Annotated in this window: 18 protein-coding genes and 2 pseudogenes; 10 read left to right on the forward strand and 10 right to left on the reverse strand. The window is 74.8% G+C overall.

Annotated features, from left to right (window positions below; translation table 11 throughout):
• The first annotated feature begins 60 nt into the window (after nucleotides 1-60).
• The 4 genes from JK356_RS09420 (at nucleotide 61) to JK356_RS09435 (ending at nucleotide 3,298) form a co-directional block, all read left to right on the forward strand.
• On the forward strand, nucleotides 61-1,263 hold the full coding sequence (locus JK356_RS09420; protein ID WP_201867162.1) for a S8 family peptidase: 1,203 nt from the start codon (nucleotides 61-63) through the stop codon (nucleotides 1,261-1,263).
• A 132-nt stretch (nucleotides 1,264-1,395) separates the two neighbouring features.
• Nucleotides 1,396-1,860: an MSMEG_6728 family protein gene (locus JK356_RS09425; protein WP_201867163.1), complete on the forward strand. Its 465-nt coding sequence runs from the start codon at nucleotides 1,396-1,398 to the stop codon at nucleotides 1,858-1,860.
• A gap of 27 nt (nucleotides 1,861-1,887) precedes the next feature.
• Nucleotides 1,888-2,328, forward strand: coding sequence for a BlaI/MecI/CopY family transcriptional regulator (locus tag JK356_RS09430; protein ID WP_201867164.1), 441 nt, complete (start codon nucleotides 1,888-1,890; stop codon nucleotides 2,326-2,328).
• A gap of 4 nt (nucleotides 2,329-2,332) precedes the next feature.
• Entirely contained in the window at nucleotides 2,333-3,298 is a 966-nt protein-coding gene (locus tag JK356_RS09435; protein ID WP_201867165.1) for a M56 family metallopeptidase, read from the forward strand.
• A gap of 22 nt (nucleotides 3,299-3,320) precedes the next feature.
• On the opposite strand, the gene JK356_RS09440 is transcribed toward JK356_RS09435, so the two are convergent.
• A complete protein-coding gene (locus tag JK356_RS09440) occupies nucleotides 3,321-3,776 on the reverse strand; it encodes a tellurite resistance TerB family protein (RefSeq protein WP_201867166.1) in 456 nt (151 codons plus the stop codon).
• Nucleotides 3,777-4,317: 541 nt separating this feature from the next.
• On the opposite strand from JK356_RS09440, the gene JK356_RS09445 reads away from it, so the two are divergent.
• The gene (locus JK356_RS09445; protein WP_201867167.1) at nucleotides 4,318-5,340 is read left to right on the forward strand and encodes a hemolysin family protein; all 1,023 of its coding nucleotides are present in this window, start codon (nucleotides 4,318-4,320) and stop codon (nucleotides 5,338-5,340) included.
• A 42-nt stretch (nucleotides 5,341-5,382) separates the two neighbouring features.
• Here JK356_RS09445 and JK356_RS09450 read toward each other — a convergent pair whose 3' ends face one another.
• Together JK356_RS09450 and JK356_RS09455 are read right to left on the reverse strand one after the other, a co-directional pair.
• Nucleotides 5,383-6,381 (reverse strand): glycoside hydrolase family 43 protein, encoded by a 999-nt coding sequence (locus tag JK356_RS09450; RefSeq protein ID WP_201867168.1) that lies wholly within the window; start codon nucleotides 6,379-6,381, stop codon nucleotides 5,383-5,385.
• Nucleotides 6,382-6,795: 414 nt separating this feature from the next.
• On the reverse strand, nucleotides 6,796-7,425 hold the full coding sequence (locus JK356_RS09455) for a class I SAM-dependent methyltransferase (RefSeq protein WP_307815500.1): 630 nt from the start codon (nucleotides 7,423-7,425) through the stop codon (nucleotides 6,796-6,798).
• An 80-nt stretch (nucleotides 7,426-7,505) separates the two neighbouring features.
• Between JK356_RS09455 and JK356_RS09460 the strand changes: the two genes are divergently transcribed.
• Nucleotides 7,506-8,126 carry a helix-turn-helix domain-containing protein gene (locus JK356_RS09460; RefSeq protein WP_201867170.1) on the forward strand — a complete coding sequence of 207 codons (621 nt, stop codon included), beginning with the start codon at nucleotides 7,506-7,508 and terminating at the stop codon, nucleotides 8,124-8,126.
• On the opposite strand, the gene JK356_RS09465 is transcribed toward JK356_RS09460, so the two are convergent.
• Together JK356_RS09465 and JK356_RS09470 are read right to left on the reverse strand one after the other, a co-directional pair.
• Nucleotides 8,092-8,904: a class I SAM-dependent methyltransferase gene (locus JK356_RS09465; protein ID WP_201867171.1), complete on the reverse strand. Its 813-nt coding sequence runs from the start codon at nucleotides 8,902-8,904 to the stop codon at nucleotides 8,092-8,094. The genes JK356_RS09460 and JK356_RS09465 overlap by 35 nt on opposite strands.
• A gap of 328 nt (nucleotides 8,905-9,232) precedes the next feature.
• A pseudogene (locus JK356_RS09470) lies at nucleotides 9,233-10,099 on the reverse strand (chitinase); the annotation flags it as partial.
• A gap of 397 nt (nucleotides 10,100-10,496) precedes the next feature.
• On the opposite strand from JK356_RS09470, the gene JK356_RS09475 reads away from it, so the two are divergent.
• Entirely contained in the window at nucleotides 10,497-11,090 is a 594-nt protein-coding gene (locus JK356_RS09475) for a lytic polysaccharide monooxygenase (protein ID WP_201867173.1), read from the forward strand.
• An 83-nt stretch (nucleotides 11,091-11,173) separates the two neighbouring features.
• Here the strand turns inward: JK356_RS09475 and JK356_RS09480 are convergent, their stop codons facing one another.
• The 3 genes from JK356_RS09480 to JK356_RS09490 are packed head-to-tail and all read right to left on the reverse strand — an operon-like array spanning nucleotide 11,174 to nucleotide 15,633.
• Complete coding sequence (locus tag JK356_RS09480; RefSeq protein WP_201867174.1) at nucleotides 11,174-12,889, reverse strand: ABC transporter ATP-binding protein; 1,716 nt, start codon at nucleotides 12,887-12,889, stop codon at nucleotides 11,174-11,176.
• Nucleotides 12,886-14,721: an ABC transporter ATP-binding protein gene (locus JK356_RS09485; RefSeq protein WP_201867175.1), complete on the reverse strand. Its 1,836-nt coding sequence runs from the start codon at nucleotides 14,719-14,721 to the stop codon at nucleotides 12,886-12,888. Before JK356_RS09485 ends, JK356_RS09480 begins: the two co-directional genes overlap by 4 nt.
• A gap of 15 nt (nucleotides 14,722-14,736) precedes the next feature.
• Nucleotides 14,737-15,633, reverse strand: coding sequence for an alpha/beta hydrolase (locus JK356_RS09490; protein WP_201867176.1), 897 nt, complete (start codon nucleotides 15,631-15,633; stop codon nucleotides 14,737-14,739).
• 98 nt (nucleotides 15,634-15,731) lie between these two features.
• Between JK356_RS09490 and JK356_RS09495 the strand changes: the two genes are divergently transcribed.
• Nucleotides 15,732-16,772 (forward strand): helix-turn-helix domain-containing protein, encoded by a 1,041-nt coding sequence (locus tag JK356_RS09495; protein ID WP_201867177.1) that lies wholly within the window; start codon nucleotides 15,732-15,734, stop codon nucleotides 16,770-16,772.
• A gap of 85 nt (nucleotides 16,773-16,857) precedes the next feature.
• On the opposite strand, the gene JK356_RS09500 is transcribed toward JK356_RS09495, so the two are convergent.
• Together JK356_RS09500 and JK356_RS09505 are read right to left on the reverse strand one after the other, a co-directional pair.
• Nucleotides 16,858-17,547, reverse strand: coding sequence for a glycoside hydrolase family 11 protein (locus tag JK356_RS09500; protein WP_201867178.1), 690 nt, complete (start codon nucleotides 17,545-17,547; stop codon nucleotides 16,858-16,860).
• Between the two features lie 475 nt (nucleotides 17,548-18,022).
• On the reverse strand, nucleotides 18,023-19,165 hold the full coding sequence (locus tag JK356_RS09505; protein ID WP_201867179.1) for a ferric reductase-like transmembrane domain-containing protein: 1,143 nt from the start codon (nucleotides 19,163-19,165) through the stop codon (nucleotides 18,023-18,025).
• A 482-nt stretch (nucleotides 19,166-19,647) separates the two neighbouring features.
• Between JK356_RS09505 and JK356_RS09510 the strand changes: the two genes are divergently transcribed.
• The gene (locus JK356_RS09510) at nucleotides 19,648-20,691 is read left to right on the forward strand and encodes a pyridoxal-phosphate dependent enzyme (protein ID WP_201867180.1); all 1,044 of its coding nucleotides are present in this window, start codon (nucleotides 19,648-19,650) and stop codon (nucleotides 20,689-20,691) included.
• A gap of 294 nt (nucleotides 20,692-20,985) precedes the next feature.
• Nucleotides 20,986-22,857: pseudogene (locus tag JK356_RS09515) on the forward strand (glycoside hydrolase family 127 protein); the annotation flags it as partial.
• Nucleotides 22,858-22,876: the final 19 nt, after the last annotated feature.

Below are 22,876 nucleotides of genomic sequence, written 5' to 3' on the forward strand. Positions count from 1 at the left end.
CGGGGAGCGGGCTCCGTGCCGCGCCAGTCCCCCCACCCCATCGATGAGGAGGCCCCTCAGATGGCAGTCAACCGACGCGCCCGCGGACGGCGCGCCACGCTCGGCGCCGCCGCCGCGGCGCTGGTCCTGGGCATGTTCCCGGCACTGCCCGCCGCCGCGGCGGACCAGCCGGCCGGCACGATCCAGTACGCGGACTCCCCCGACGCCGTGCCCGGCAGCTACCTCGTGACCCTCCACCCCAGCCTGCTGCGGGCCGGGTCCGACGCCGCCGACACGCTCGCCGCCGAGTACGACGCGGAGATCACCCACACCTACACGGCGGCGCTCAACGGCTACGCCATCGAGGCGTCCGAGGCGGACGCCGCCCGCCTCGCCGCCGACCCGGCGGTCCGCTCCGTCTCCCAGAACCGCACGCTCTCCCTCGCGGAGACCCAGTCCGAGCCGCCCTCGTGGGGGCTCGACCGGCTCGACCAGACCACGCTGCCGCTGGACGACAGCTACACCTACCCGGACTCCGCCGGGGAGGGCGTCACCGTCTACGTCCTGGACACCGGCGTCCGGGTGACGCACGAGGACTTCGGCGGCCGGGCGAGCGACGGCTACGACGCCATCGAGGACGACGACGTCGCCCAGGACGGCCACGGCCACGGCACCCACGTCGCCGCCACAGTCGCGGGCGCCTCCCACGGCGTGGCCAAGAACGCGGAGATCGTCGGCGTGCGCGTGCTCGACGACACCGGGTACGGCACCACCGCCGAGGTCGTCGCGGGCATCGACTGGGTGACGCGGAACGCCCAGCTGCCCGCCGTCGCCAACATGAGCCTGGGCGGCGGCCTCGACACCGTGCTGGACGAGGCGGTGTCCAACTCCATCGCCGCGGGCGTCACCTACGCCGTCGCGGCGGGCAACGACAACCGGGACGCCTCGGCCTACTCGCCGGCGCGCGTGCCCGAGGCCATCACGGTCGGCGCGACCAACAGCGCGGACGCGCGGTCCATATTCTCCAACTACGGCAGCGTCCTCGACCTGTTCGCGCCGGGCTCGGAGATCACCTCGGCGTGGAACACCAGCGACACCGCGACGAACACCCTCTCCGGCACCTCGATGGCCACCCCGCACGTCGCCGGCGCCGCCGCGCTGTACCTGGCGGACCACCCGTCCGCCACGCCCGCCGACGTCGAGGAGGCGCTGACCAGCGCCGCCGTGCCCGGCGCCGTCAGCTCGCCCACCGGCTCCCCCAACCTGCTGCTCCACGTCGGATAGCCCCGCGCCGCGCGCGGCCGCTCCCCCGGCCGCGCGTCCGCACACGGCCGCCGTGCGCCCGACCGGGGCGGGTGCCCGGCGGCCGTGTGTCAGATCCGGCGCCGGGCGGGCGGCGGCTGCGACACTGCGGGCGTGCAGACGTTCCTGCCCTGTCCCGCCTTCGACCGCAGCGCCCGGCTGCTGGACCAGCGGCGCCTGGGCAAGCAGCGGGTGGAGGCCCTCCAGGTGCTGCGCGGCCTGACCGTCCCCGGCTACGGCTGGCGCCACCACCCGGCGGTGCGGATGTGGCGGGGCTACGAGGAGGCCCTGGTCTGCTACGGGGTGGCGGTCTGCCGCCAGTGGGTCCGCGCCGGGTTCCGCGACACCTGCGAGGAGTCGCTCAAGTCCGGCCTGTGCCAGGCCACGGGCACGCGCGAGCCGCGCGGCCAGCAGGCGCTGGCACGCGCGGGCGAGCTGCCGCCGTGGCTGGGCGACCCTGACTTCCACCGCTCCCACCAGTCGGCGCTGCTGCGCAAGGACCCGGCGCACTACGGGCGGTTCTTCCCCGGCGTGCCGGACGACCTGCCGTACGTATGGCCGTCCTCCGACCGGGGGTGACCGCCCGGGCGCCGGGCCGTACGTACCATGGGCGGTCGCCGGGCGGGGAAGGGAGCGGATGTGCCGGACCGGGACGCGACGCCGCGGCGGCGGGGACAGGGCGAGCTGGAGGCGCTGGTGCTGTCGGCGCTGCGCACCGCGCCGGGCCCGGTGAGCGCGCAGTGGGTGCAGCGCGCGTGCGGCGGCGACCTGGCCTACACGACCGTGCTGACCATACTGTCCCGGCTGCTGGCCAAGGGCGCCGTCGCCCGGCAGCGCGAAGGCCGCGCCTACCTGTGGCGGCCCACGGTGGACGTGGCAGGGCTGGCCGCGCTGCGGATGCGGCGGGTGCTGGACGGGCAGGCCGACCGGGAGGCGGTGCTCACCAGCTTCGTCTCCGCGCTCTCGCCGGGCGACGAGCGCCTGCTGCGGGATCTGCTGGGCGCCGAGGACCCGGCACAGGGCCCGGCGGAGGACCGCGAGGAGTGACGCGGTGGGCGTTTTCGTCTTCCTGCCTTTGGTGCTGCCGCTGACGGCCTGGCCGATCGCGCGGCTGGCCGGGCAGCACCTGCATCCCCGGGCGGCGACGCGGCTGCTGACGGCGGTGGCGGCCGTGCTGGCGCTGTGCGCCACGCTGTGCGTGGCGCTGCTGGTGATCGTGGGCACGGCCCAGGTGCCCGGGAACCCGCTGCCCGACGGCTGGTCCGACCCACAGGTGCGCGCGGCCGTGCCCTTCGACGGCGTGGCCGGGTGGCTGGCCATCCCGGCGCTGCTGGCCGCGGCCGCGGCCTGCGGGCAGGCGCTGTGGCGGCACTGGCGGGTGGGCCGGGCGGCGCGCCGGGCGCTGGCGGGGCTGGGGCCCTCGCCGGTGGCGGTGCTGCCCGACGACGAGGCGTACGCCTACGCGCTGCCCGCCGCCGCGGGGCACGCCCGCGGCCGGAGGCGGGGCGGCGGCCGGGACCGCATCGTGGTGTCGACGGCGCTGCTGCGCCGCCTGACGAGCGGGGAGCGGCGGGCGCTGTTCGCGCACGAGCGGGCACACCTGACGGGCCGTCACCACCGCTGCCTGCTCGTCGTGGAACTGGCGGCGCGGGCCCATCCGCTGCTGCGCCCGCTGCGCACCGCCGTGGCGTACAGCGCCGAGAGGTGGGCGGACGAGCACGCGGCGCGCGTCGTCGGGAGCCGGCGGGTGGTGGCCCGGGCGGTGGGCAAGGCCGCGCTGGTCGCCCGCGGCGGGCCGGGAGCACCGCTGCTGGCGCTGGCCGGCCCGGGTCCGGTGCCGCGCCGCGTGGCCGCGCTGCTGGGACCGCCGCCGCCGTCACGCCGGTGGCCGCCGGCGCTCACGCGCGCGGGGCTGGCGGCCTGGGCGGCGGCGGGCGGGGCCGCCGCGTCCGCCCTGTCGTCGCTGAACGCGGCCGCCGCGCTGTCCGTCATCCTGCGCACGGCGGCCGCGTCCTGAGCGCCGGCCGGGCCGGCCGCCCTCAGAGGTCGAACTCGGCGGGCGGCAGCCCGAGCGCGAAGCACGCCTCGCGGACCACGGCCTTCTCGGTGTCGTCGAAGTGGCCGTCGGCGCCGCCGATGACGATGCCGATCTGGATGACCGCGCGCGCCTCGGCGGGCTTTTTCTTCGCCTTGGCGACCTGCTGCAGCACGCTCACCTTGCCGAGCTCGAAGTCGGCGGTCAGCGTGGCGAGATGCTCCTCGAAGCGGCGCGTAAGGTCGTCGGGCGGGAAGTTGGCCAGCACCTCGTTGGTCGCGATGAGCTGGGCCACGCGCCGCCGTTCGGCCGCGTCGACCGAGCCGTCGGCGGCGGCGACGAGCGCGCATATGGCCATGCTGGCATCGCGGAAGGCCCCGCTGGTCAGCTCGTTCTTCTTGGCGGTCAGCTGCGCCTGCATCGACGCGGCCGACTCCTTGATGCGGTCCCACAAAGGCATGAACTGCTCCGGATGATCGGGGGAACTTCTACAGCAGCGTAGAACTCGCCTGGTGAGGGCCCGTCATCAGGCCGTCAGGACTCGTCGCCGTCCCTGTCATCGACGTCGAGCAGCCCGGCAGCGACCAGTCCGCCGACGGCGCCCGCCGCGGGCCCGGCCGCCCTCCAGCTCGGTGAAGGCGTGTGCCCAGGCGGGCGGCGGGCAGGGGACTGCGCCGTTCCGCTGCACGCATGCAGAACCATAGACGGCCGAGCGGCCCGCCCCGGCCGGCTTCGCGCCCCGCGGCCGGCAGAAAAACGGCTGGAACGCGTCCCGTGCTGCCCTGCCTGCACCGGGCGGCACGGCGCGACCGGCTCGCCGGCGGGCGCACTCCCCGGCCTGCCGCGTCCGCGAGGTCTGCCAGGCCGGCCGCCAGCTGCGCACGGGTGACCCGGCCGCGCCCGGCACGGCCGTTCCCGGGGGCCCATGAGACGCTGGCCAGGGCTGCTCACCTGCCCGCCGCGTGCCCGCACCCGCCCGACGCACCGGAAGGAGACGCCCCGTGACCGTCCTGCAGCTGGCGCTGGGCGCCCTGACTCTGGTGACCAACGCCTTCTTCGTCGCCGCCGAGTTCGCCCTGATCTCCGTGCGCCGCGACCAGATCGAGCCGCACGCCGAGTCCGGGCAGCGGCGGGCGCGGACGGTGCTGTGGGCGCTGGAGCATCTCTCGCCCATGCTGGCCACGGCCCAGCTGGGCATCACCGTCTCCTCGCTGGTGCTCGGCGCCGTCGCGGAGCCGGCCATCGCCCACCTGCTGGAGCCCGCCCTCGACGCCGCGCACGTGCCGCAGGCGCTGGTCCACCCCATCGCGTTCGCCGTCGCGCTGACGCTGGCGACCTACCTGCACATGCTGGTCGGCGAGATGGTCCCCAAGAACGTCGCGCTCGCTGCCCCCGAGCGCACGGCGCTGGCGCTCGGCCCGGCGCTCGTCGCGCTGACCCGCGCCCTGCGGCCGGTGATCTTCGGCATCAACGCCTTCGCCAACGCGCTGCTGCGGCTGCTGCGGGTCGAGCCCCGGGACGAGGTGGCCTCGGTCTTCACCGACGAGGAACTCGCCCGCATCGTCGAGGACTCCACGCACGCCGGCCTGCTGGAGAGCGCCGAGAGCGAGCGGCTGCGCGACGCCCTGGCCCTGGGCACCAGGACCGTCGCGGAGATCACGGTGCCGCTCAGCCGCATGGTGACGGTCGGCCACCGGATCACGCCCCGCCAGCTGGAGCGCACCGCCGCCGCGACCGGCTACTCGCGGTTCCCCGTCACCGGCCCCGGCACCACGGTGCTGGGTTTCCTCCACATCAAGGACGCCCTGGCCGCCGAGCACCGGGACCGGCCCTTCCCCCGGCAGGCGCTGCGCCCGGTCGTCCGCGTCCGCCCGGGGGTCCCGCTGGACGACGCGCTCACGGCCATGCGGGCGTCCTCCACGCACCTGGCGGCCGTGACCACCGAGGCCGGGCGGCTGGTCGGCTTCGTCACCATGGAGGACGTCCTGGCCGAGCTGGTCGGGCAGCCCCCGGCCCGCCCGTAGGCGGGGCCGGGGCGCACCCGCCGGGCGCGCCGCCCGCCGTCGTCAGCCGACCGACGGGACGCCGTCCTCCCAGCTGAGCGGCGCGGCGTACATCCCCCGCACCAGCGGGTCCTCGCTGAGGACGCCGTGGAACACCAGCCAGTCGCCGCCGTCGCCGCTGACGACGTCCTGCCCGCCGGGGCCGGTGATGCCGCTGCTCTCGGTGGTCAGCAGGGGCGTACCGGACTTGGTGTAGGGGCCGGTCAGCGACGGGGCGGTGGCGTAGCCGGTGAAGTAGCTGCCGTCGCCGAAGAACCCGGCCGAGTACAGCAGTACGTACCTGCCGTCGCGGTGCACCAGCGTGGGCGCCTCGATGAGGCCCTGTTCCTCCGGCCGGTCCTGCTTCAGCAGCCGGACCGGCTCGCCCAGCAGCGTCAGGCCGTCGGGGGTCACGCGCTGCGCGTACAGCCAGGTGTCCGCGCCGATGGCGTTGCCGTCGTTCTTGTACAGCAGGTAGTGCGAACCGTCGGTGTCGGTGAACGTCGCCGCGTCGATGGCGCCGCCCTCCTCGGCGGGGCAGACCAGCGGCCCGTCGCCGACCGGGGTGAACGGCCCCTCGGGGGTGCCGGACACGGCGGTGCCGATGCACTGCCGGCCGGAGGCGGTGTCGCGGGCGGTGTAGTACATCAGGTACGTGCCGTCCGGGCGCCGGGAGACGTCAGGCGCCCACGTCAGCCCGGTCCTGGCCCACTCCCCCAGCACCGGCAGGGCGTCGCCGAGGCGCTCCCACGGCCCGCCGACGGCGGTGGCGCGCGCCAGCTGGACGTTGGTGCCGGAGACGTTGGTGGCGTAGGCGTAGTAGGTGCCGCCGTCGACCAGGACGTCGGGGTCGGGGAAGTCGGCATCGATGACCAGGCGCGGCCCGGCCGGGTCCGGGTCGCCGCCCGCGCCTGAGGCGGCCGGCGTGGTGGCGCACAGCGCGGTCAGCGCGGCGAGACCGACGGCGGCCGCCCGCAGCGGGCCGCAGCCGCGGCGGGTGCGGCGCGACGGGGCCGGGGACACAGACGGGTCCTGGGACGGGGGCGGAGGCATCGGCGGCTCCCGGTTCTGGCACGGCGCCGGGCGCCCGGCCGGGCCCGCCGCCGGCGCGGAACGGGCGTCCCGGCACGCCATTTCCAACGATGTACATCGCGGGCGACAGGTAGGACAGCACAGCACCGGGCCGCTGTCCAGGGGTGCGGCGAGGACGAGCGCGAACCGGATCCTTCCGGCAGCCTGCGGACGTCCGGCGCCGTGGTCCAGGCTCTCCGCGCACACGCCGGATTGGGCAGGACACAGCTCGGCCGGCTCGTCCGCTTTCCGCACACCCCGTCGGGTAGTGGAGCTGGGCCGCGGCCCCCAGGGCGACAGCTGCGTCGAGGCGGCCGTCGCCGCGCGGGCCCGGTGGGCCCGCTTCCTGCGGAACGCCGGGAGCCGTCAGAGCCGCCGTCGGCCGGTCAGGACCGCGTCGCGCAGGATGGTCCGGCCGCCGCGGGCGGTGACGGTGCGCGTGCGGGTTCCGGTGGTCACCTCCCAGCCGCCGGCCGGGCCGAGAGAGGCCGCGAGGTCCGCGGCGGTGACGCGGGCATGCGGCAGCGAGCCGTGGGGCTCCGTGTGGTGGTGGCCGACGACGAGCAGCGTGCCGCCGGGGGCCACGGCGGCGGCGAGGCGGCGGACCAGGGCCGCCGTTCCGCCGGGAGCGTGGACGTAGTGGCTGGTGACCAGGGCGAAGCCGCCCGCCGGCGGGGTCCAGTCGGTCAGGTCGGCGCGGACCCACGCGATCCGGCGCGCCGCCTCCGGGCCCAGGACGCGGGCAGCGCGGCCGCGGGCCCGGTCCAGCGCGGTGGGTGAGACGTCGGCCGCCGTCACCCGCCAGCCGCGCGCGGCGAGCCACACCGTGTCAGCGCCCTCGCCGCAGCCCGCGTCCAGCGCCGTGCCGGGCGGCAGGTCCCCGGCCGTCTCCCGCAGGTACAAGCTGGCCTCGGCGCCGGCCCCGGCCGGAGCCGCACGGTACCGCTCCTCCCAGTACGCCGGGCCGAATTCCCTGCCGCTGTGCTCTTCCGGCACGCTGACCACCTCCGCGGCGACCATGCGCCCTCGCAGGCCGGGAAGGCAATCTCTGTTGCTGTTATGACAAGCTGGCAGGTATGGACGACGAGCTCGATCAGGCGCTCAGCGCGGTCGGTCCCCGGCTGCGCGCGCTGCGCCGCCAGCGCGAGCGCACCCTGGCGGAGCTGTCGGCGGCGACCGGCATCTCGGTCAGCACGCTGTCGCGGCTGGAGTCGGGCTCGCGGCGCCCGACGCTGGAGCTGCTGCTGCCGCTGGCCAAGGCGTACGGCGTCACGCTGGACGAGCTGGTCGGCGCGCCTCCCACCGGGGACCCGCGGGTCCACCTGCGCCCGGTGACCCGCGGCGGGATGACCATGCTGCCGCTGACCCGCCGCGCCGGGGGCATCCAGGCGTACAAGCTGGTGATCCCGCCTGCCCCGGGGCGGGAGCCGGATCCGCAGACCCATGAGGGCTATGAGTGGCTGTACGTCCTCAACGGGCGGCTGCGGCTGATCCTGGGCGAGCACGACCTGGTGATGGCGCCCGGGGAGGCCGCCGAGTTCGACACCCGCCTGCCGCACTGGTTCGGCACGGCGGACGGCGAACCGGTCGAGATCCTGAGCCTGTTCGGCAGGCAGGGCGAGCGCGCGCACCTGCGTGCCCGCCCCAGGTCCCGGCCGTCGGCTACCCGGCGCTCTCCGGGAGCGGGGAACGGCTGACGCGGATCTTGGACTGGCCGTGGGGCCGCTTCTCCCAGTCGTCCATGAACCGCGCGTGCAGGCCGTGCTTGCGGGCGAGCCGCAGCAGCGTCTCGGTGCGGTAGTAGAAGTCCTCGCGCAGCACCTGGTGTTCGGCTCCCTCGGTGCGGTCGAAGGTGAAGTCGAAGAAGCCGTCCTTGGTCAGCACGCGTCCCACGTGGGACAGGCACTCCTCGATGACGGGCAGCGGGGAGTGCGAGAAGACGCTGTGGGCATGCACGACGTCGAAGTAGTCGCCGGGCAGGAAGTCCAGGGTGAGGTCGCCGGTGAGGGTCAGGTGCGGCAGCTTGTCCTGGAGCCCGCGCTCGGTGAGCGTCTTCTTCGCGGCGATCAGGATGTCGGGGGAGATGTCGATGCCGTAGTAGTTGCCCGCGTCGAGGTAGTCGATGAACCACCAGCCGCCGCGCAGGTTGCCGCAGCCGATGTCGAGCATCCGGTGGCTGGGGCGCAGGCCGTGCTCCAGGAGGTAGTCGAACTGCATCTTGCCCAGCGCCAGCCAGCGGTCGTGGGTCTGGCTGCCGACGGCGGCCTCGGGGCTGCGGCGGGTGTCGGAGGCCATGACGGCCCGGTAGTAGCCGACGTGGTCCTGGCGGTGCTGCCAGCGCAGCCAGGCGTCGCGGGCGGCGCGCCGCAGGTAGGGCGGGACGCGGCCCGGGTGGCGCAGGGCGTAGCCGATCTTGTGGCCGAGGCGGGAGCGGTTGCGGGTGAGCTTCTGCTGGGGGGAGGTGCCGGCGGGCATGAGGGAGTCTCCGTGACGCGGGCGGAACGGGGAACGCGGGGCGCGCCTGCCCCCGCGGACGGCGCTGTGCGGCGCCGGACCGGGGCGGGTGCCCCGTCCGGCGCCGCGTGACGCGGGCGCGGGTGCTGCGGCGCGCGGCGTATGCCCGCCGGCCGGTGCCGCCAGGGCGCCGCGGGCCCGGTGCGGCCCGCCGGGCGGCGGCAGGCGCCGCTGTCCCGGTCGGTGCCGCGTCCGGCCATGTCACTGTCCCTTCACGATGAGTCACCGTAAGGATCAAGCGCGGGCGGACGGCTGTCAAACCGCGGGCCGCCCGCCGGGCGGGCCCCGGTCAGCCGGTGAACTGGGCGAAGACCCGGGTGTACTCCCAGTCGGACTGCGAGACGCCGGAGCAGGAGGCCGAGGAGCCGCCGGTGCAGTTCCGGTCGCGGTTGACCGACCAGAACGCCAGGCGCGCCAGGCCGTTCTGCTGGGCGTAGCCGAGGATGGTCTCGAAGTCGGCGACGGTGACCGTCTCGCCGACGTCGGTGAGGCCGTTCATGGAGGAGATGCCCATCACCTGGTACGCCTCCTGCTGGGTGTAGCCGTAGGCGGAGCGCAGGGCGGCGTTGAGGCCCTCGGCGGCGGTGATGGTCAGCTGCCCCATGTCCTGGCCGGTGCCGCCGAAGTTGAACGGCATGATGGTCCAGGCGTCCACGGTCAGGCCGGCCGCGGCGGCGCGGTCGATCAGGCTGGTGTCGGGGCCGGACTGGTAGGAACCGATGGTGACGTACACCTCCAGGCCGGGGTTGGCGGCCTTGACGGCGGCGAGCGCGTCCACCGTCCGCTGCTGCGTGGCCGGGTCGTCGTACGCCTCGGCCTCCAGGTCGATGTCGATGGCGGTCAGGCCGTAGGCGTCGATGACCGCCTGGTAGGCGGCCGCGAGTTCCTCGGCCGTGGCGCAGGAGCTCTCCAGCTTGTTGCCGCTCCAGCCGCCGAAGGACGGCACGACGTCGCCGCCCGCCGCCCGGATCTGGCTGATGAGCTGTTCATCGGCGCCGCCGGTCAGCGGGCGGGCGCCGTCCCACTGCGGGTCGCAGTAGCCGTTGGAGAGGATGAAGGCGAGGGTGAAGTGCCGCACGCCGGTGGCCTCCATCACGGCCAGCGGGTCGGGCGGGTCGCCCCAGCCGTTGTAGAAGTAGGGGGCGAACGGCATGGCCGAGGCGGCGGGTGCGGGTTCCTCAGCCGCCGCGGCCGGCGAGGACGGGGTGGCCGCCGCGCCCAGGGAGAGCAGTGCGGCGACGAGCACGCCGATCCGGCGGGCCCGTCCGGTGCGCTGTGGGGGTGTCATGAGAGCCATCCATTCGTCGATGACATGACTGCGTCAAACGGCCATTAACAAGGGCCCGGGCCGCCGCGTCAAGACTTTGGACTAGACCAACCGCGGAATATGGTCTAGACGACTCAACAGAGCGTCAAAGTCCACCAGTTCACGGTTACCGGGCGGTTCACACCGGCCTGGGCGCGGACAGGTTTCCCAGCAGAAGGCGGTGCGGTGACGGCGCCCGCCACCGCACCCGCACCTCCCCCACCCCCACACCTCTCGGGAGGCAACTTTGCACAGGAAGATCACCGCCGCCGCGGCGGGGGCCGGGCTCGCCATGCTCTCGGCCCTCGCCACGGCCGGCAGCGCCGAGGCGCACGGATACACGACCAGCCCCACGAGCCGTCAGGCGTTCTGCGCGCAGGGCGCGGTGAGCGACTGCGGCGAGATCGTCTGGGAGCCGCAGAGCGTGGAGGGCCCCAAGGGGTTCCCCTCGGCCGGGCCCGCGGACGGGGCGATCTGCTCGGGCGGAAACTCCCGGTTCTCGCAGCTCGACGACCCGCGCGGCGGCGCCTGGCCGGCGACCGACGTCAGCGCGGGCCAGAGCATCTCGTTCACCTGGACGTTCACGGCGTCGCACAGCACCAGCGACTTCCGGTACTACCTGACCAACGACTCCTACGACCCCAGCCAGCCGCTCACCCGCGCCGACCTGGAACCCGAGCCGTTCCTGACGGTGTCGATGGACGGCGCACAGCCCGGTGAGACCGAGACGCACACCGGCACGCTGCCCGCGGGCAAGTCCGGCCGGCACCTGGTGCTGGCCGTGTGGGACATCGCCGACACGGGCAACGCCTTCTACGCCTGCTCGGACGTGCAGTTCTGACGCGGACACAGCCCGCACGGCACCCGGCGCCGGGGCCGCCGCCCGCGACGGCGCGGGCGGCGGGGCCGGCGCCCGCGGCGGTCTCAGCCGCCCGCCGCCGGGGCCGCGAACGACTCCCAGAAGGCGGCGTAACGGCTGCTGCGGCGCAGCAGTTCGTCGTGCCGGCCGTCCTCCGCGATCCGGCCGCCCGCCAGGAAGACCACGCGGTCGGCGCGGCGGGCGGTGCGCGGCCGGTGCGCCACCATCACCACCGTGCGGCCCGCCATCAGGCGCTCAATGCCCTCGTGGACGGCCGCCTCGCTGACCGGGTCCAGCGCGGAGGTCACCTCGTCCAGCAGCACGATGGGCGCGTCCTTCAGCAGCGCCCGCGCGATCGCGACGCGCTGCCGCTCCCCGCCCGACAGCCGCGCGCCGCCCTCCCCGACCCGGGCCTGCCAGCCGCCGGGCAGCCGCTCGACCACCTCGTCCAGCCGGGCGGCGGCCGCGGCGGCCCGCACCTCCTCCGGGGTGGCGCCGGGCCGGCCCAGCCGCACGTTCTCCTCGATCGTGCCGTCGAAGAGGTACACGTCCTGGAAGACCAGGGCGATCCGCGCCATCAGCGTCTCGGTGCTCAGCTGGCGCACGTCCACGCCGCCGATGCGCACCGCGCCCGCGTCCACGTCGTGGAACCGCGCCAGCAGATGCAGCAGGGTGCTCTTGCCGGCGCCCGAGGGGCCGACGACGGCCAGCCGCTGCCCCTGCGGCACGGACAGGTCCAGGCCGTCCAGCACGGTGCGGTCTCCGCGCCGGAAGACGACCGCATCCCACCGCAGGTCGTGCCCCGTGGGCTCGGCCGGCTCGCTCGGCCGCGGCAGCGGCTCGGTGCGCAGCACCTCGTCGAGCCGGGCCAGCTCGGCGCGCCCGGCGCGCAGCTTGCCGCCGGCCTCGGCCAGCGACAGCAGCGGGTCGGCGCAGCGCGCGGCGAGCACGAGGACCGCCAGCGTCTCCGCCGCGCCCGCCTGCCCGCCCAGCGCCAGGCAGGCGCCCAGCACCAGCAGCGCCGTGAACACTGCCTGCACGATGAGGGTCAGGCCCAGCACACCGGGCAGCGCCGACAGTGCCGTGCGGCGGGAGGCGCGCTGCACTCCGCGCAGCGCGTCGTCCAGCAGCCGGAAGCGTTCGGTGGTCCGGCCCCCGGCCCGCAGCACCGGCTGGGCCTGGAGGTACTCGATGACGCGCCCGCTGGCCTCCCGTTCGCGCGCGGCGCGCTCCGCGTCGGCGGCGGCCATCGCCCGGCCGGTGCCCGCGTGCACCAGCGCCACGACGGGCGCGGCGGCCAGCGCGGCCAGCCCCAGCTGCCACTGGAAGGCGAGCATCACCACGGCGGTCGTCAGCGGCGTGACGCAGGCGGTGACGAACGGCGCCAGCAGGTGGGCGAGCACGCTCATCGCACCCAGCACGCCGCGGCTGGCCAGGACGGACACCTCACCGACGCGGTCGCCCTCGTACCAGCCGATCGGCAGCCGTGCCAGGTGGTCGCCGAGGCGGTGGTACACCCCGCGCAGCAGCGCGCCCCCGACGCGGAAGCCCGCCAGGTCGCTGGCGTAGCGCAGCACCGCGCACACCGCGACGGCGGCGGCGAACGCCCACACCCAGGGCCAGGCGTCGCCGGGGTCGTCGCCGAACAGCGCCCGCAGCACGGGAACCAGCAGCGCGCAGGCCAGGCCCTCGGCGATCGCAGCCGCCGTCATCAGGGCCACGGCGCGGCGGACCGGTCGGGCGTGCTCACGGCCGAGCACGCGCAGCAGCAGGCGGATCATCGCGGATCGTCTCCTTGCGGGGCGGCGGCGGTACTGACCACGCCGCCGGCCGGGTGGTGGGACCGCCAGAAGGCGGCGAACGTACCGTTGCGGGCCAGCAGCTCGTCCGGGCTGCCGCGCTCGGCGACCCTGCCGTGCTCCAGCATCACGAGGGTGTCGGCGCCGGCGACCGTCTCCGGTCGGTGGGCGATCACCAGGACCGTCCGCTCCCGGCCCGGCAGCTCGGTCAGGGCGCGGCGCACGGCCCGTTCGGTCGGCGGGTCGGCGAACGCGGTCGCCTCGTCGAGCACGAGCACGGGCGTGTCCGCGAGCAGGGCGCGCGCCAGCGCCACCCGCTGCGCCTCGCCGCCCGACAGCCCGGCCTCCTCGCCGATCACGGTGTCGTAGCCGCGCGGCAGGCTGAGGATGCGCTCGTGGATCTGCGCCCGCTGGGCGGCGCGGACCACCTCCTCGCGGCTGGCGTCCGGCACGGCCAGGGCGATGTTGTCGGCGACGGAGGCGCGCAGCAGCCGCACGTCCTGGAAGACGAAGGAGACCGTCCGGTACAGCTCGCGGCTGCTGAGGTCGCGCAGGTCGACGCCGCCGAGCGTGACCGAGCCCTCGGTGGGGTCGAAGAACCTCGGCAGCAGCCGCACCAGCGTCGACTTCCCGCTGCCGGACGGGCCGACGAGCGCGGTGACCGTGCCCGGTTCGAGCGTCAGGTCGATGCCCCGCAGCACCTCGTGCCCGGATTCGTACCCGAAGCGGACGCCGCGCAGCTCGATCCGGTGGCCCTGGGGTGCACGCGGGTGCGCGGGCTCGGGCAGCGGCGGCACGGCGAGCACCTCGCGGATGCGGCCGGCGGCGTGCCAGGCGGCGCGGGCCTCGTCGAAGCCGTGGCCCAGCGCGGCGACGGGGGCGGTCAGCCCCAGCCCGAGCAGCAGGAACGGCAGCAGGTCGGCGGGGGGCATGCCGCCGGAGGTGATCAGCGCGGTGCCGCCGGTGAGCACGGTCAGCAGCACGAACGGCGGCGACAGCACCAGCTGCATCGCGGCGGCGATCGGGGCCATGCCGCGCACCCAGCGGGTGAAGACGGTGACGAAGTCGTCGGCGGCGGACCGGAAGCGGCGGTAGGCGCGCTCTCCCCCGCCGAACGCCTTGACCACGGCGATGCCCCGCACGAACTCGACGGCGGCGCTGGCGATGTCCCCCATGGCGCCGTCGAACTCCTCCTGCTCGCGCTGCCGCGCCGGGGTCATCATCAGCGGGACCATTGCCATCGCGAGCACGACCGGGATCAGCGTGATCAGCGTCAGCCGCCAGTCGACGGTCAGCAGGTAGACCAGGGAGACCAGCGGCACGGCGAAGGCGGCGGCCAGTTCGCCGGGGCTGTGGGCGATGAACGGGTGCACGGCGCTGACGTCGTCGCCGACCACCTTGGCGAGTTCGCCGGTGCGGCGGCGGGAGAGCCAGCCCAGCGGGACCCGCCCCAGCCGCGCGGCCAGCTGGCGCCGGAACGCCAGCTGGACGCGGGTGTCGAGCAGGTGCCCCAGGCCCGAGGAGGCGGCCGTGGCCAGCAGCCGGACGAACAGCCCGGCCGCGCCTATGGCCACGGCGAGCCAGACGCGGCCCTCGTCGGGCGGCCCGGGTGCCAGCAGGGCACGCCCCACCTCCGCGACCGCCAGCAGCGGAGCCAGGCCCGCGACCGCACCGGTCACTTGCAGGGCCATCACGGCGGCGAACGTCCCGGCGTAGGGGCGCAGCAGCCCGGCGGTGCTCCCAGCCGTGTTCCCGGTGGTGGTCCCGGAGCCGCTGCCGGCCGCCGCCGTTCCGGCGGAGTCGGTAGTACCCATCGCGCGGCCTGCCCGTCAGGCGGCCAGCGCCCGGCGCAGCACGTCGCCGAGCTCGGTGATCTGCCGCTGGGACACCTCGGCGGACAGGATCGCCTGCGAGCCGTGGAAGGTGCCGGGCCACTGGTGGAGTTCCACGGAGACGCCTGCCTGGAGCATGCGGAGCGCGTAGTCGATGCCCTCGTCGCGGGCCGGGCAGAACTCGGCGGTCGCCAGGTAGGCGGGCGGCAGGCCGGCCAGGTCGGTGGCGCGGGCCGGGGCGGCGTAGGGGGTAGCCGGCGCGCCGCCGAGGTAGTGGCGCCAGGCGTCGGTGGTCTTGTCGCGGGTCATCCAGGGGGTGTCGGTGAAGTTCCGCTGCGACCAGGTCTCCTGCCGGTCGTCCAGGCCGGGCTGGTTGAGCAGCTGGAAGCAGATGGCCGGCCCCCGCTCGTCGCGGGCGCGCAGCGCCAGCCCGGCGGCGATGCCGGCGCCCGCGCTGTGGCCGCCGACCGCGATCCGCCCGGCGTCGAAGCCGAGTTCGGCGGCGTGCTCGGCCGCCCAGGCCAGCGCGGCGTAGGAGTCGTCGAGTGCGGCGGGGTACGGGTGCTCGGGGGCCAGGCGGTAGCCGACCGAGATGACGACCGCGCCGGCGTACTGCGCGAGCCGGGCGGCCCACGGGTGCTCGGTGTCGAGGTCGCCCATGACCCAGCCGCCGCCGTGCAGCCAGATGATGGCGCCCTGGGCCTGGTGCGGGCGGTAGACCCGCACCGGCACGGCGGGGTCGGCGGGGACCGTGCGGTCCTCGATCTCCATGCCGGAGGTGTCCGGTGCCGGGACGGCGGCGGACAGCTCGGCCAGGTGCTTGCGCGCGGTCACCGGGTCGGACAGGTCGGCGCGGGGAAACAGGGGCAGAAAGGCTTCCAGTTCGGGATCCATGGCGCCCATCCTCACCGGCAGCGCCGGCCGGGGTCATCCGCCGCCCGTCGCGCATGCGCCGCGGGCCGCGCGACGGGCGTCGCCTATCCTCGCGCTTTATGGAGGCAATCGCCCAGCGGCTGTCGCACCTGGACAGCCAGGCCGAAGGCGCGCTGCGCGTCATCATGTTCTACGACACGCTGATGCGCCGGCGGGTGGATCTCGGCGCGCTCGGCCGCGCCTCGGCGGCCCTGGCCGAGTGTGTGACGGGCATCCGCCTCCACGGCACGGGGCACGTGACGCGGGTGGGCCCCGACGGCCGTCCCGCGCCCGCCGCCGACCCGCTGCCGGCTCCGTCGACCGCGGTGCCGGTCACGCTGGACGAGGAGGAGATCGGCACGGTCTGGCTGGAGCGCGCCGGCCGGCCCAGTTCCCTGGACGATCTGCTGCTGGAGCGGCTGGCCCTGGCGGTGGCGGCCGTGGTCGAGCGGTACGGCCCCGCCCGTACCACCATGGCCGACCCGGCGCTGGTCGAGCTGGCCGTCAGTCCGGGCAGCGACGAGGCGGCCAGGGCCCGCGCGCTGCGGCTGCTGGGGTTCGGCGCCGGCGTGCCGGTCCGCGTGGTGGCCGTGCGGGCGCGGCAGCCGCTGGACCAGGTCGCCGCCGCGGTCTGCTGCGGCCGCCTGGCGAAGGCGGCGCCGCTGACCGGGACCGGCGTCATCCTGGCGGCCGCCGTGGACGCCGGCCGGTTCCCGGCGGGTGTGCGGGCGGGCATCGGCGGCGCCGGGGCCGTGGACGCCTCCTGGCAGCAGGCCCGCACCGCCCTCCGGTTCGCCACGCCCAGCCAGCCGGTGGTCCACCACGACGCGCTGGGCGCGCTGGCGCTGCTCGACCGGATCCCGCCGGACGCCGCGCGGGAGAACGCGGACGTGGCCGCCGTCGCCCGGCTGGCCGCGGACCCGGAGGACGTGCGGACCCTGGACGCCTACTGCGCGACCGGCTCGCTGCGCCGGGCCGCCGGCCTTCTCCACCTGCACCACAGCAGCGTCGCGCGGCGGCTGGAGCACATCGGTGAGGTGCTTCGTGTCGATCTGTCCGAGCCGTCGGGCCTGCTGCGCGCCCGGCTGGCCCTGACCACGTGGCGGCTGCTGGAGGACTGAGCGGCGTGCCCGGGAACGCGAGGGGCGCGGCGGCCGGTGGCCGCCGCGCCCTGGTGCGAGCGTCCGGGACGCCGCGGGAGGAAGGTCAGTAGACCGTGATGTTGGAGCTGCCGGAGCTCTGGTAGCCCTCGGTCGCCATGATCATGTAGTAGGCGAAGCTGCCGAGGTTCATGCCGGCGTTGGCCCAGGCGTCGAAGTGGGTGCCGGTGTTGATGGTGCCGCTGGTCCGCGTCCCCTGGTTGACGCTCCAGTACTGCGGGAAGGTGGCGGTGCCCTCGACGGAGGGAGCGTTGTACCGCATGGTGTGGTACAGGTCGTAGGTGGCGCCGTCGCTGCTCACCGAACCCCGGTACTCGCCCGTCGGCCGGTAGGTCCCGTAGGCCTCGACGATGTAGTACTCGACGAGCGGGTTGGTGGTCCAGCCGTAGAGGCACAGGTAGCCGTTGCCGGAGGGCCAGAAGTCGCCCGAGTAGGTCACGGTCCGGCGGCCGCCGTTGGCCCAGCCCTTGCCGCAGACGAAGTTGCCGGTGTTGCTCCACTGGGTGCTGTAGCTGCCGCCGCCGTTGAGGGTCATGGAGACCGTGCCCGGCGCGTCGGTCCAGAACGAGTAGTAGTACCCGTCGTGGGTGCCTTCCTGGTTGTCCCAGATGACCTGCTGGGCGTGGGCGGTGCCACTGGTCAGCATGGTCGCGGAGCCCGCCAGCGCCAGGGCTCCCGCGCCGCCGATGAAGCCGCGCCGGCTGAGCGAGGGCATGGGCATGTTGTTCTTCTTCATGCTTCCTCCTGGGGGTGGCCGCCGCGAGCCTGGACCGTGGGGCGGCTCCAGCGGCCTGTCGGTGGGGGGTTGCCGCCGCCCCCCTTGGGCGGCGTGCCCGTGACGCGTACGCTCAGCGGCCGACGAGCGCCCGTCACGGAAGTGACGACCCGGTTCGACAGCGGCGCTGCCCTGTCGAAGCCATGACAAGGTTCATGCGGGGTCCTTGAGTTGTCAACAGTTCTCGCAAGAATTCCGGAAGCTCTCGGTCGCCTCGTTTCCCTCACCGGCTGTCAACACCACTGGTCGTCCGCTCGTCTGCTGCAATCCCGATCAACCCGCTGGCGCGCTCAACCTAAAGCGGAGACCAAGCCGATCACTCAGCTCCGAAAATTTTTCAACAGTGTTCCGGCCCGCCGCGGGCAGCAGAGAACCCCGCCACCGGCCGGCGGCCGGTGGCGGGGAAAGTCGCCGGGCAGCCGGCGCGCGCAAACGGTCAGTTCCGGTCGGCTGGAGCGGCCGTGAGATCCCCGGCGGCCCGGGCGCCCGGCACGTCCCCGTTGCTGTCCTGGCCGCCGTGCCCGTTCCCGTCCCGTGCCCGGCGCCGGAGCCGGACCACGACGGCGGCGACGGCCAGCAGGAAGACGGCGAGCCCGGCCCAGATCACCCACTTGTGCGGCCAGGGCGCCGCGGCCGCGCCGTCGTGCGGGCGCCCGCCGTCCACGCCGGTGACGACCACCGCCACCAGCCCCACGACGGTGGCCCCGGCGGCGATCCGGGCCGCCAGCCGCGCGCCGAACGGCACCGCGTGGCCGCGCCCGCCCGGCCCCCGGGCGCGCAGCCGCTCCCCGGGACGGGCCGGCGCCAGCAGCCGCGCCAGCAGCAGGGCAGCGAGGGGGATCTGCATCGCCCACAGGAACGTGCGGAAGGGGCCGTCGAACCATGCCTGGGTGCTGTACAGCAGGGTGTGCCAGGCGCTCAGCACGTAGACGGCGATGACGAAGCGGTGCAGCGCCAGCCACAGCCGGGAGCCGGTCCGGTGGCGCAGGTAGAACGCCAGACCGAGCGGAATGGCCAGGTAGAAGGCGAGCAGGCCGACGAAGACGGCGACGCGGCCGGTTCCGGTGGCGTAGCCGCCGGGCACGAAGACGTCCACGAACGCGGTCCACAGGCTGCGCCCGAACGACCAGGTGTCCTGGTTGGTGCGCAGCTGGTCGGCGAAGAAGAAGAACGCGTGCATGAACATCAGCCCGATGGTGGTCAGGCTCGTGGTGCGGTGCCACTTCTCCAGCCGCGCGGCGGGCAGCCAGCGCCAGCGGGGGCGCGGCCCGGAGCGCATCAGCCCGAATACCACGGTCAAGTAGGCCCACAGCAGCGCCGACCAGCCGAACGCCTGGCACAGCCAGTACATCCAGAATTCCCCGTCGGCGAGCATCGGCATGATTTCGACCGTCGCCGACGAGCCGTTCTGGATGCGCACATACAGCAGCCAGTAGATCAGCCCCGTGACCACCAGAGCCAGCGAGGCATCGGGAAGCGCGCCCCGCAGATCGGCGCGCAGCCCGGCCCAGTCAAAACCCTCCGGGCGTTTCTTTCCGCGCCGCGCCGCGCGCACCGCGGTTCCGGAGACCTCTGCCATCACACAACTCCGTTTTCGTAGGGCGTGCCCGCGGGCCGGGCAGTGACGGAAAACCCGGCGGCGGCCCGCGGCAAAGATGCTGGTCTCGCGCTCCCGGCCAAGCAGACTAGCCACGTTCTCCGGGCAGCGGAAGCCGTCGTTCCCCCGCGGTTTCCCGGCCGCGTGCCAGGGGCCGGCGGCCCGGAAAAGGGCACACTTCCGTCCCCCATGAGTCGGCCGCGGCGGCCCGCTGGTTCCCGGGAAAAGAGAAAAGGTCACGCGCCTTGCCGCGGCTGTCGCACGGCAAGTACCGTTGCCGGTCGGCAAAGAGCGCCCTCGCCTCGTTCGGGACGAAAGAGAGGTGCCTTCCGCATGCACGCGCATGACGCCGGCTCCCGGCGGCCCGTTTCCCCTCACGCGGCGTTTCCCGTCCGGCGCGCCGGAAGACACGGTTTCGTTCCCGCGGCTGCCTCCGCCTCCTCTTATCCGGCGGTGGCGGCGCCGTGACCGCCGTCGTGCACGAGCACATCACCGACGCCATCAAGGCTCCCGATCTGGTCCGGCTGTCGCCCCACACCGTCCTGGCGCGGTTCGAGACGCTGAAGGTCTACGCCGCCCTCGGCGCCGTCCGCACCCTGCTGCGGCGGGGCGTCATCTCCCCCGGGCAGACCCTCATCGACAGCTCCAGCGGGATCTACGCCCTCGCGCTGGCGATGGCCTGTCACCGCTACGGCCTGCGCTGCCACATCGTGGCCTCCACCACCGTGGACGCCACCCTCCGCGTGCAGCTGGAGATCCTGGGCGCCACCGTGGACCAGATGCCGCCCTCGCAGGACCTGCGGCTGGACCAGGAGCGGCGCGTACGCCGGGTGCGCGAGCTGCTGGCGCGGCAGCCGGGCTCGCACTGGATGCGGCAGTACCACGACGCCGTCCACTACGCCGGCTACCGGGAGTTCGCCGATCTGGTCGCCGCCGCCCTGCCCGGGCGCGACCTCACCGTCGTCGGCGCCGTCGGCACCGGCGCGTCCACCGGCGGCCTGGTGCTGCCGCTGCGCCGCCGGGGACTCGACGTCCGGCTGGTGGGGCTCCAGCCCTTCGGCAGCGTCACCTTCGGCAGCGCGCACCTCAGCGACCCCGAGGCGATCATCGCCGGGATCGGCAGCGCGATCCCGTTCGGCAACGTGCGCCACCACCTCTACGACGCCGTGCACTGGCTGGACTTCCGGCACGCCGTGGCGGGCGCGACCGCGCTGCTGCGCGACCACGCCGTCTTCGCGGGCCTGTCCACCGGTGCCGCGTACCTCGCCGGGTCCTGGGAGGCCGCCCGCCGCCCGGGGCGGACCTGCCTGCTCATCGGCGCCGACACCGGCCACCGCTACGCCGAGGCGGCGTTCGCCCGCCACCGCGAGGCACCGGACCCGCGCACCCTCAAGCCGCACGAGATCACCGCGCTGGACCAGCTGGCGCCGCCGTGGTCGGTGATGGAGTGGGGCCGGGTCCGCTATCCGGCGGCCGAGCCGGCGCGCGGGGCACGCGCCGCGCGGTGAGCCGGCCGCCGCGTCCTTTTCGGCTGACGGCACGAAAAAAGAGGCGCGCAGGGGGCATTGACGCCCGGCGCGGTCCGTCTAGGATCCGTCATGTCTGAACTACCGGCCATTGTTCGATATCACGAACACCACCGCTCGTTCCACCGCGTTCCCGAAGCCGTCCCCCGCCGTCCCCCACCATCCGTCCAGTTCCGGTGAGGCTCCCCCACACGCCCGCCCACCGTGCCGGACCGCACCGCGCCGGTGACGTCCGTGTCCCAGGGGCCCGCCGGCCGAGCCGTCACGGAGTCCCCGATGACCGTTCCCCGCCCGAACCGCAGGCAGGTGCTGCTGACCGCCGCCGGAGCGGCGGCCCTGGCCGCCGCGTCCCCCCACGTTCCGCTCGCCCCGCGCGCCCACGCCGCCTCACCTGCTCAAGCCCGCACCCCGGTACGGGCGTTCGCCCCTGGCCGGGTCCGGCTGGGGGCCGGCCGGTGGCAGGAGAACATGGACCGCACGCTGGAGTACCTGCGGTTCGTCGACGCCGACCGGCTGCTGTACAACTTCCGGCGCAACCACGGCCTGGACACCCGCGGCGCGCAGCCGCTCGGCGGCTGGGAAGCCCCCGACTTCCCCTTCCGCACCCACAGCCAGGGCCATTTCCTGAGCGCCTGGGCCCAGGCGTGGGCCGCCACCGGCGAGGCCGTCTTCGCCGAGAAGGCGGCGTACCTGGTCGCGGAGCTGGCGGACTGTCAGGCCGCGTCCCCGCAGGCCGGGTTCAACCCCGGCTACCTCGCCGGCTTCCCCGAGTCGGACTTCGACGCCGTGGAGGCCGGCCAGCCCGTCGCCGTGTCGTACTACGCCCTGCACAAGACGCTCGCCGGGCTGCTCGACGTATGGCGGCTGATCGGCGACCAGCGGGCCGGCGAGGTGCTGCTGGCGCTGGCGGAGTGGGTCGACTGGCGCACCGGCCGGCTGACGTACGAGCAGATGCAGACCACGCTGGCCACGGAGTTCGGCGGCATGAACGCCGCGCTGGCCGACCTGTACCACCACACTGGCGACGCGCGGTGGCTCACCGTCGCCGAGCGCTTCGACCACGCCGCCGTCCTCGGGCCGCTGGCCGCCGGCCGGGACGAGCTGAACGGGCTGCACGCCAACACCCAGGTCCCCAAGATCGTCGGCTGCGTCAGCCAGTACCAGGGCACCGGCACCCAGCGCTACCTCGATATCGCCACCAACTTCTGGGAGTTCGTCACCGGCGCGCACACCTACGCCATCGGCGGCAACAGCCAGGCGGAGCACTTCCGCGAGCCCTACGCCATCGCGGCCTACCTCGCCGAGGACACCTGCGAGGGCTGCAACACCTACAACATGCTCAAGCTCACCCGCGAGCTGTTCACGCTCGACCCGCGGGCCGCCTACGCCGACTACTACGAGAACGCGCTGCTCAACCACCTGCTCGGCTCGCAGCGGCCCGACGACCCCCACGGCCACATCACCTACTTCACCCCCCTCAGCCCCGGCGGCCGGCGCGGCGTCGGCCCGGCGTGGGGCGGCGGCACCTGGAGCACCGACTACGACAGCTTCTGGTGCTGCCAGGGCACCGGGCTGGAGACGCACACCAGCCTGATGAACGCCGTCTACTTCGAGGACGACGACGGGCTGTACGTCAACCTGTTCACCCCCTCCACGCTGGACTGGGCCGAACGCGGCGTCACCGTCGAGCAGACGACGGACTTCCCGGCCTCGGACACCACGACCCTCACCATCGGCGGCACCGCGGGCGAGTGGGCCCTGCGGATCCGCATCCCCGGCTGGACCAGCGGCGCCGGCATCAGCGTCAACGGCGAACCGCAGGACACCGGCGCCGGCCCCGGCGACTACGCCGTCCTCACGCGGACCTGGCAGCCGGGCGACACCGTCACCGTCCGGCTCCCCATGAGCCTGCGGGCCATCCCGGCCCCCGACGACGAGCGGGTCCAGGCCCTCGCCTACGGCCCGGTGGTGCTCTCCGGCGCCTACGGCGACAGCGACCTCGGCGGCCAGCTCCCCGTCCTGGCCACCGGCTCGGTCACGCCCGCCGACGCGCCGCTGACGTTCACCGCCACGGCCAACGGCGCCGACGTCACCCTCATCCCGTTCTACGACAACTACGAGAACTACACCGTCTACTGGTCCACGAGCCCGGCCTGACCCGGGCCGG

Source organism: Streptomyces sp. 7-21, assembly GCF_016741785.1.
GTDB lineage: Bacteria > Actinomycetota > Actinomycetes > Streptomycetales > Streptomycetaceae > Streptomyces.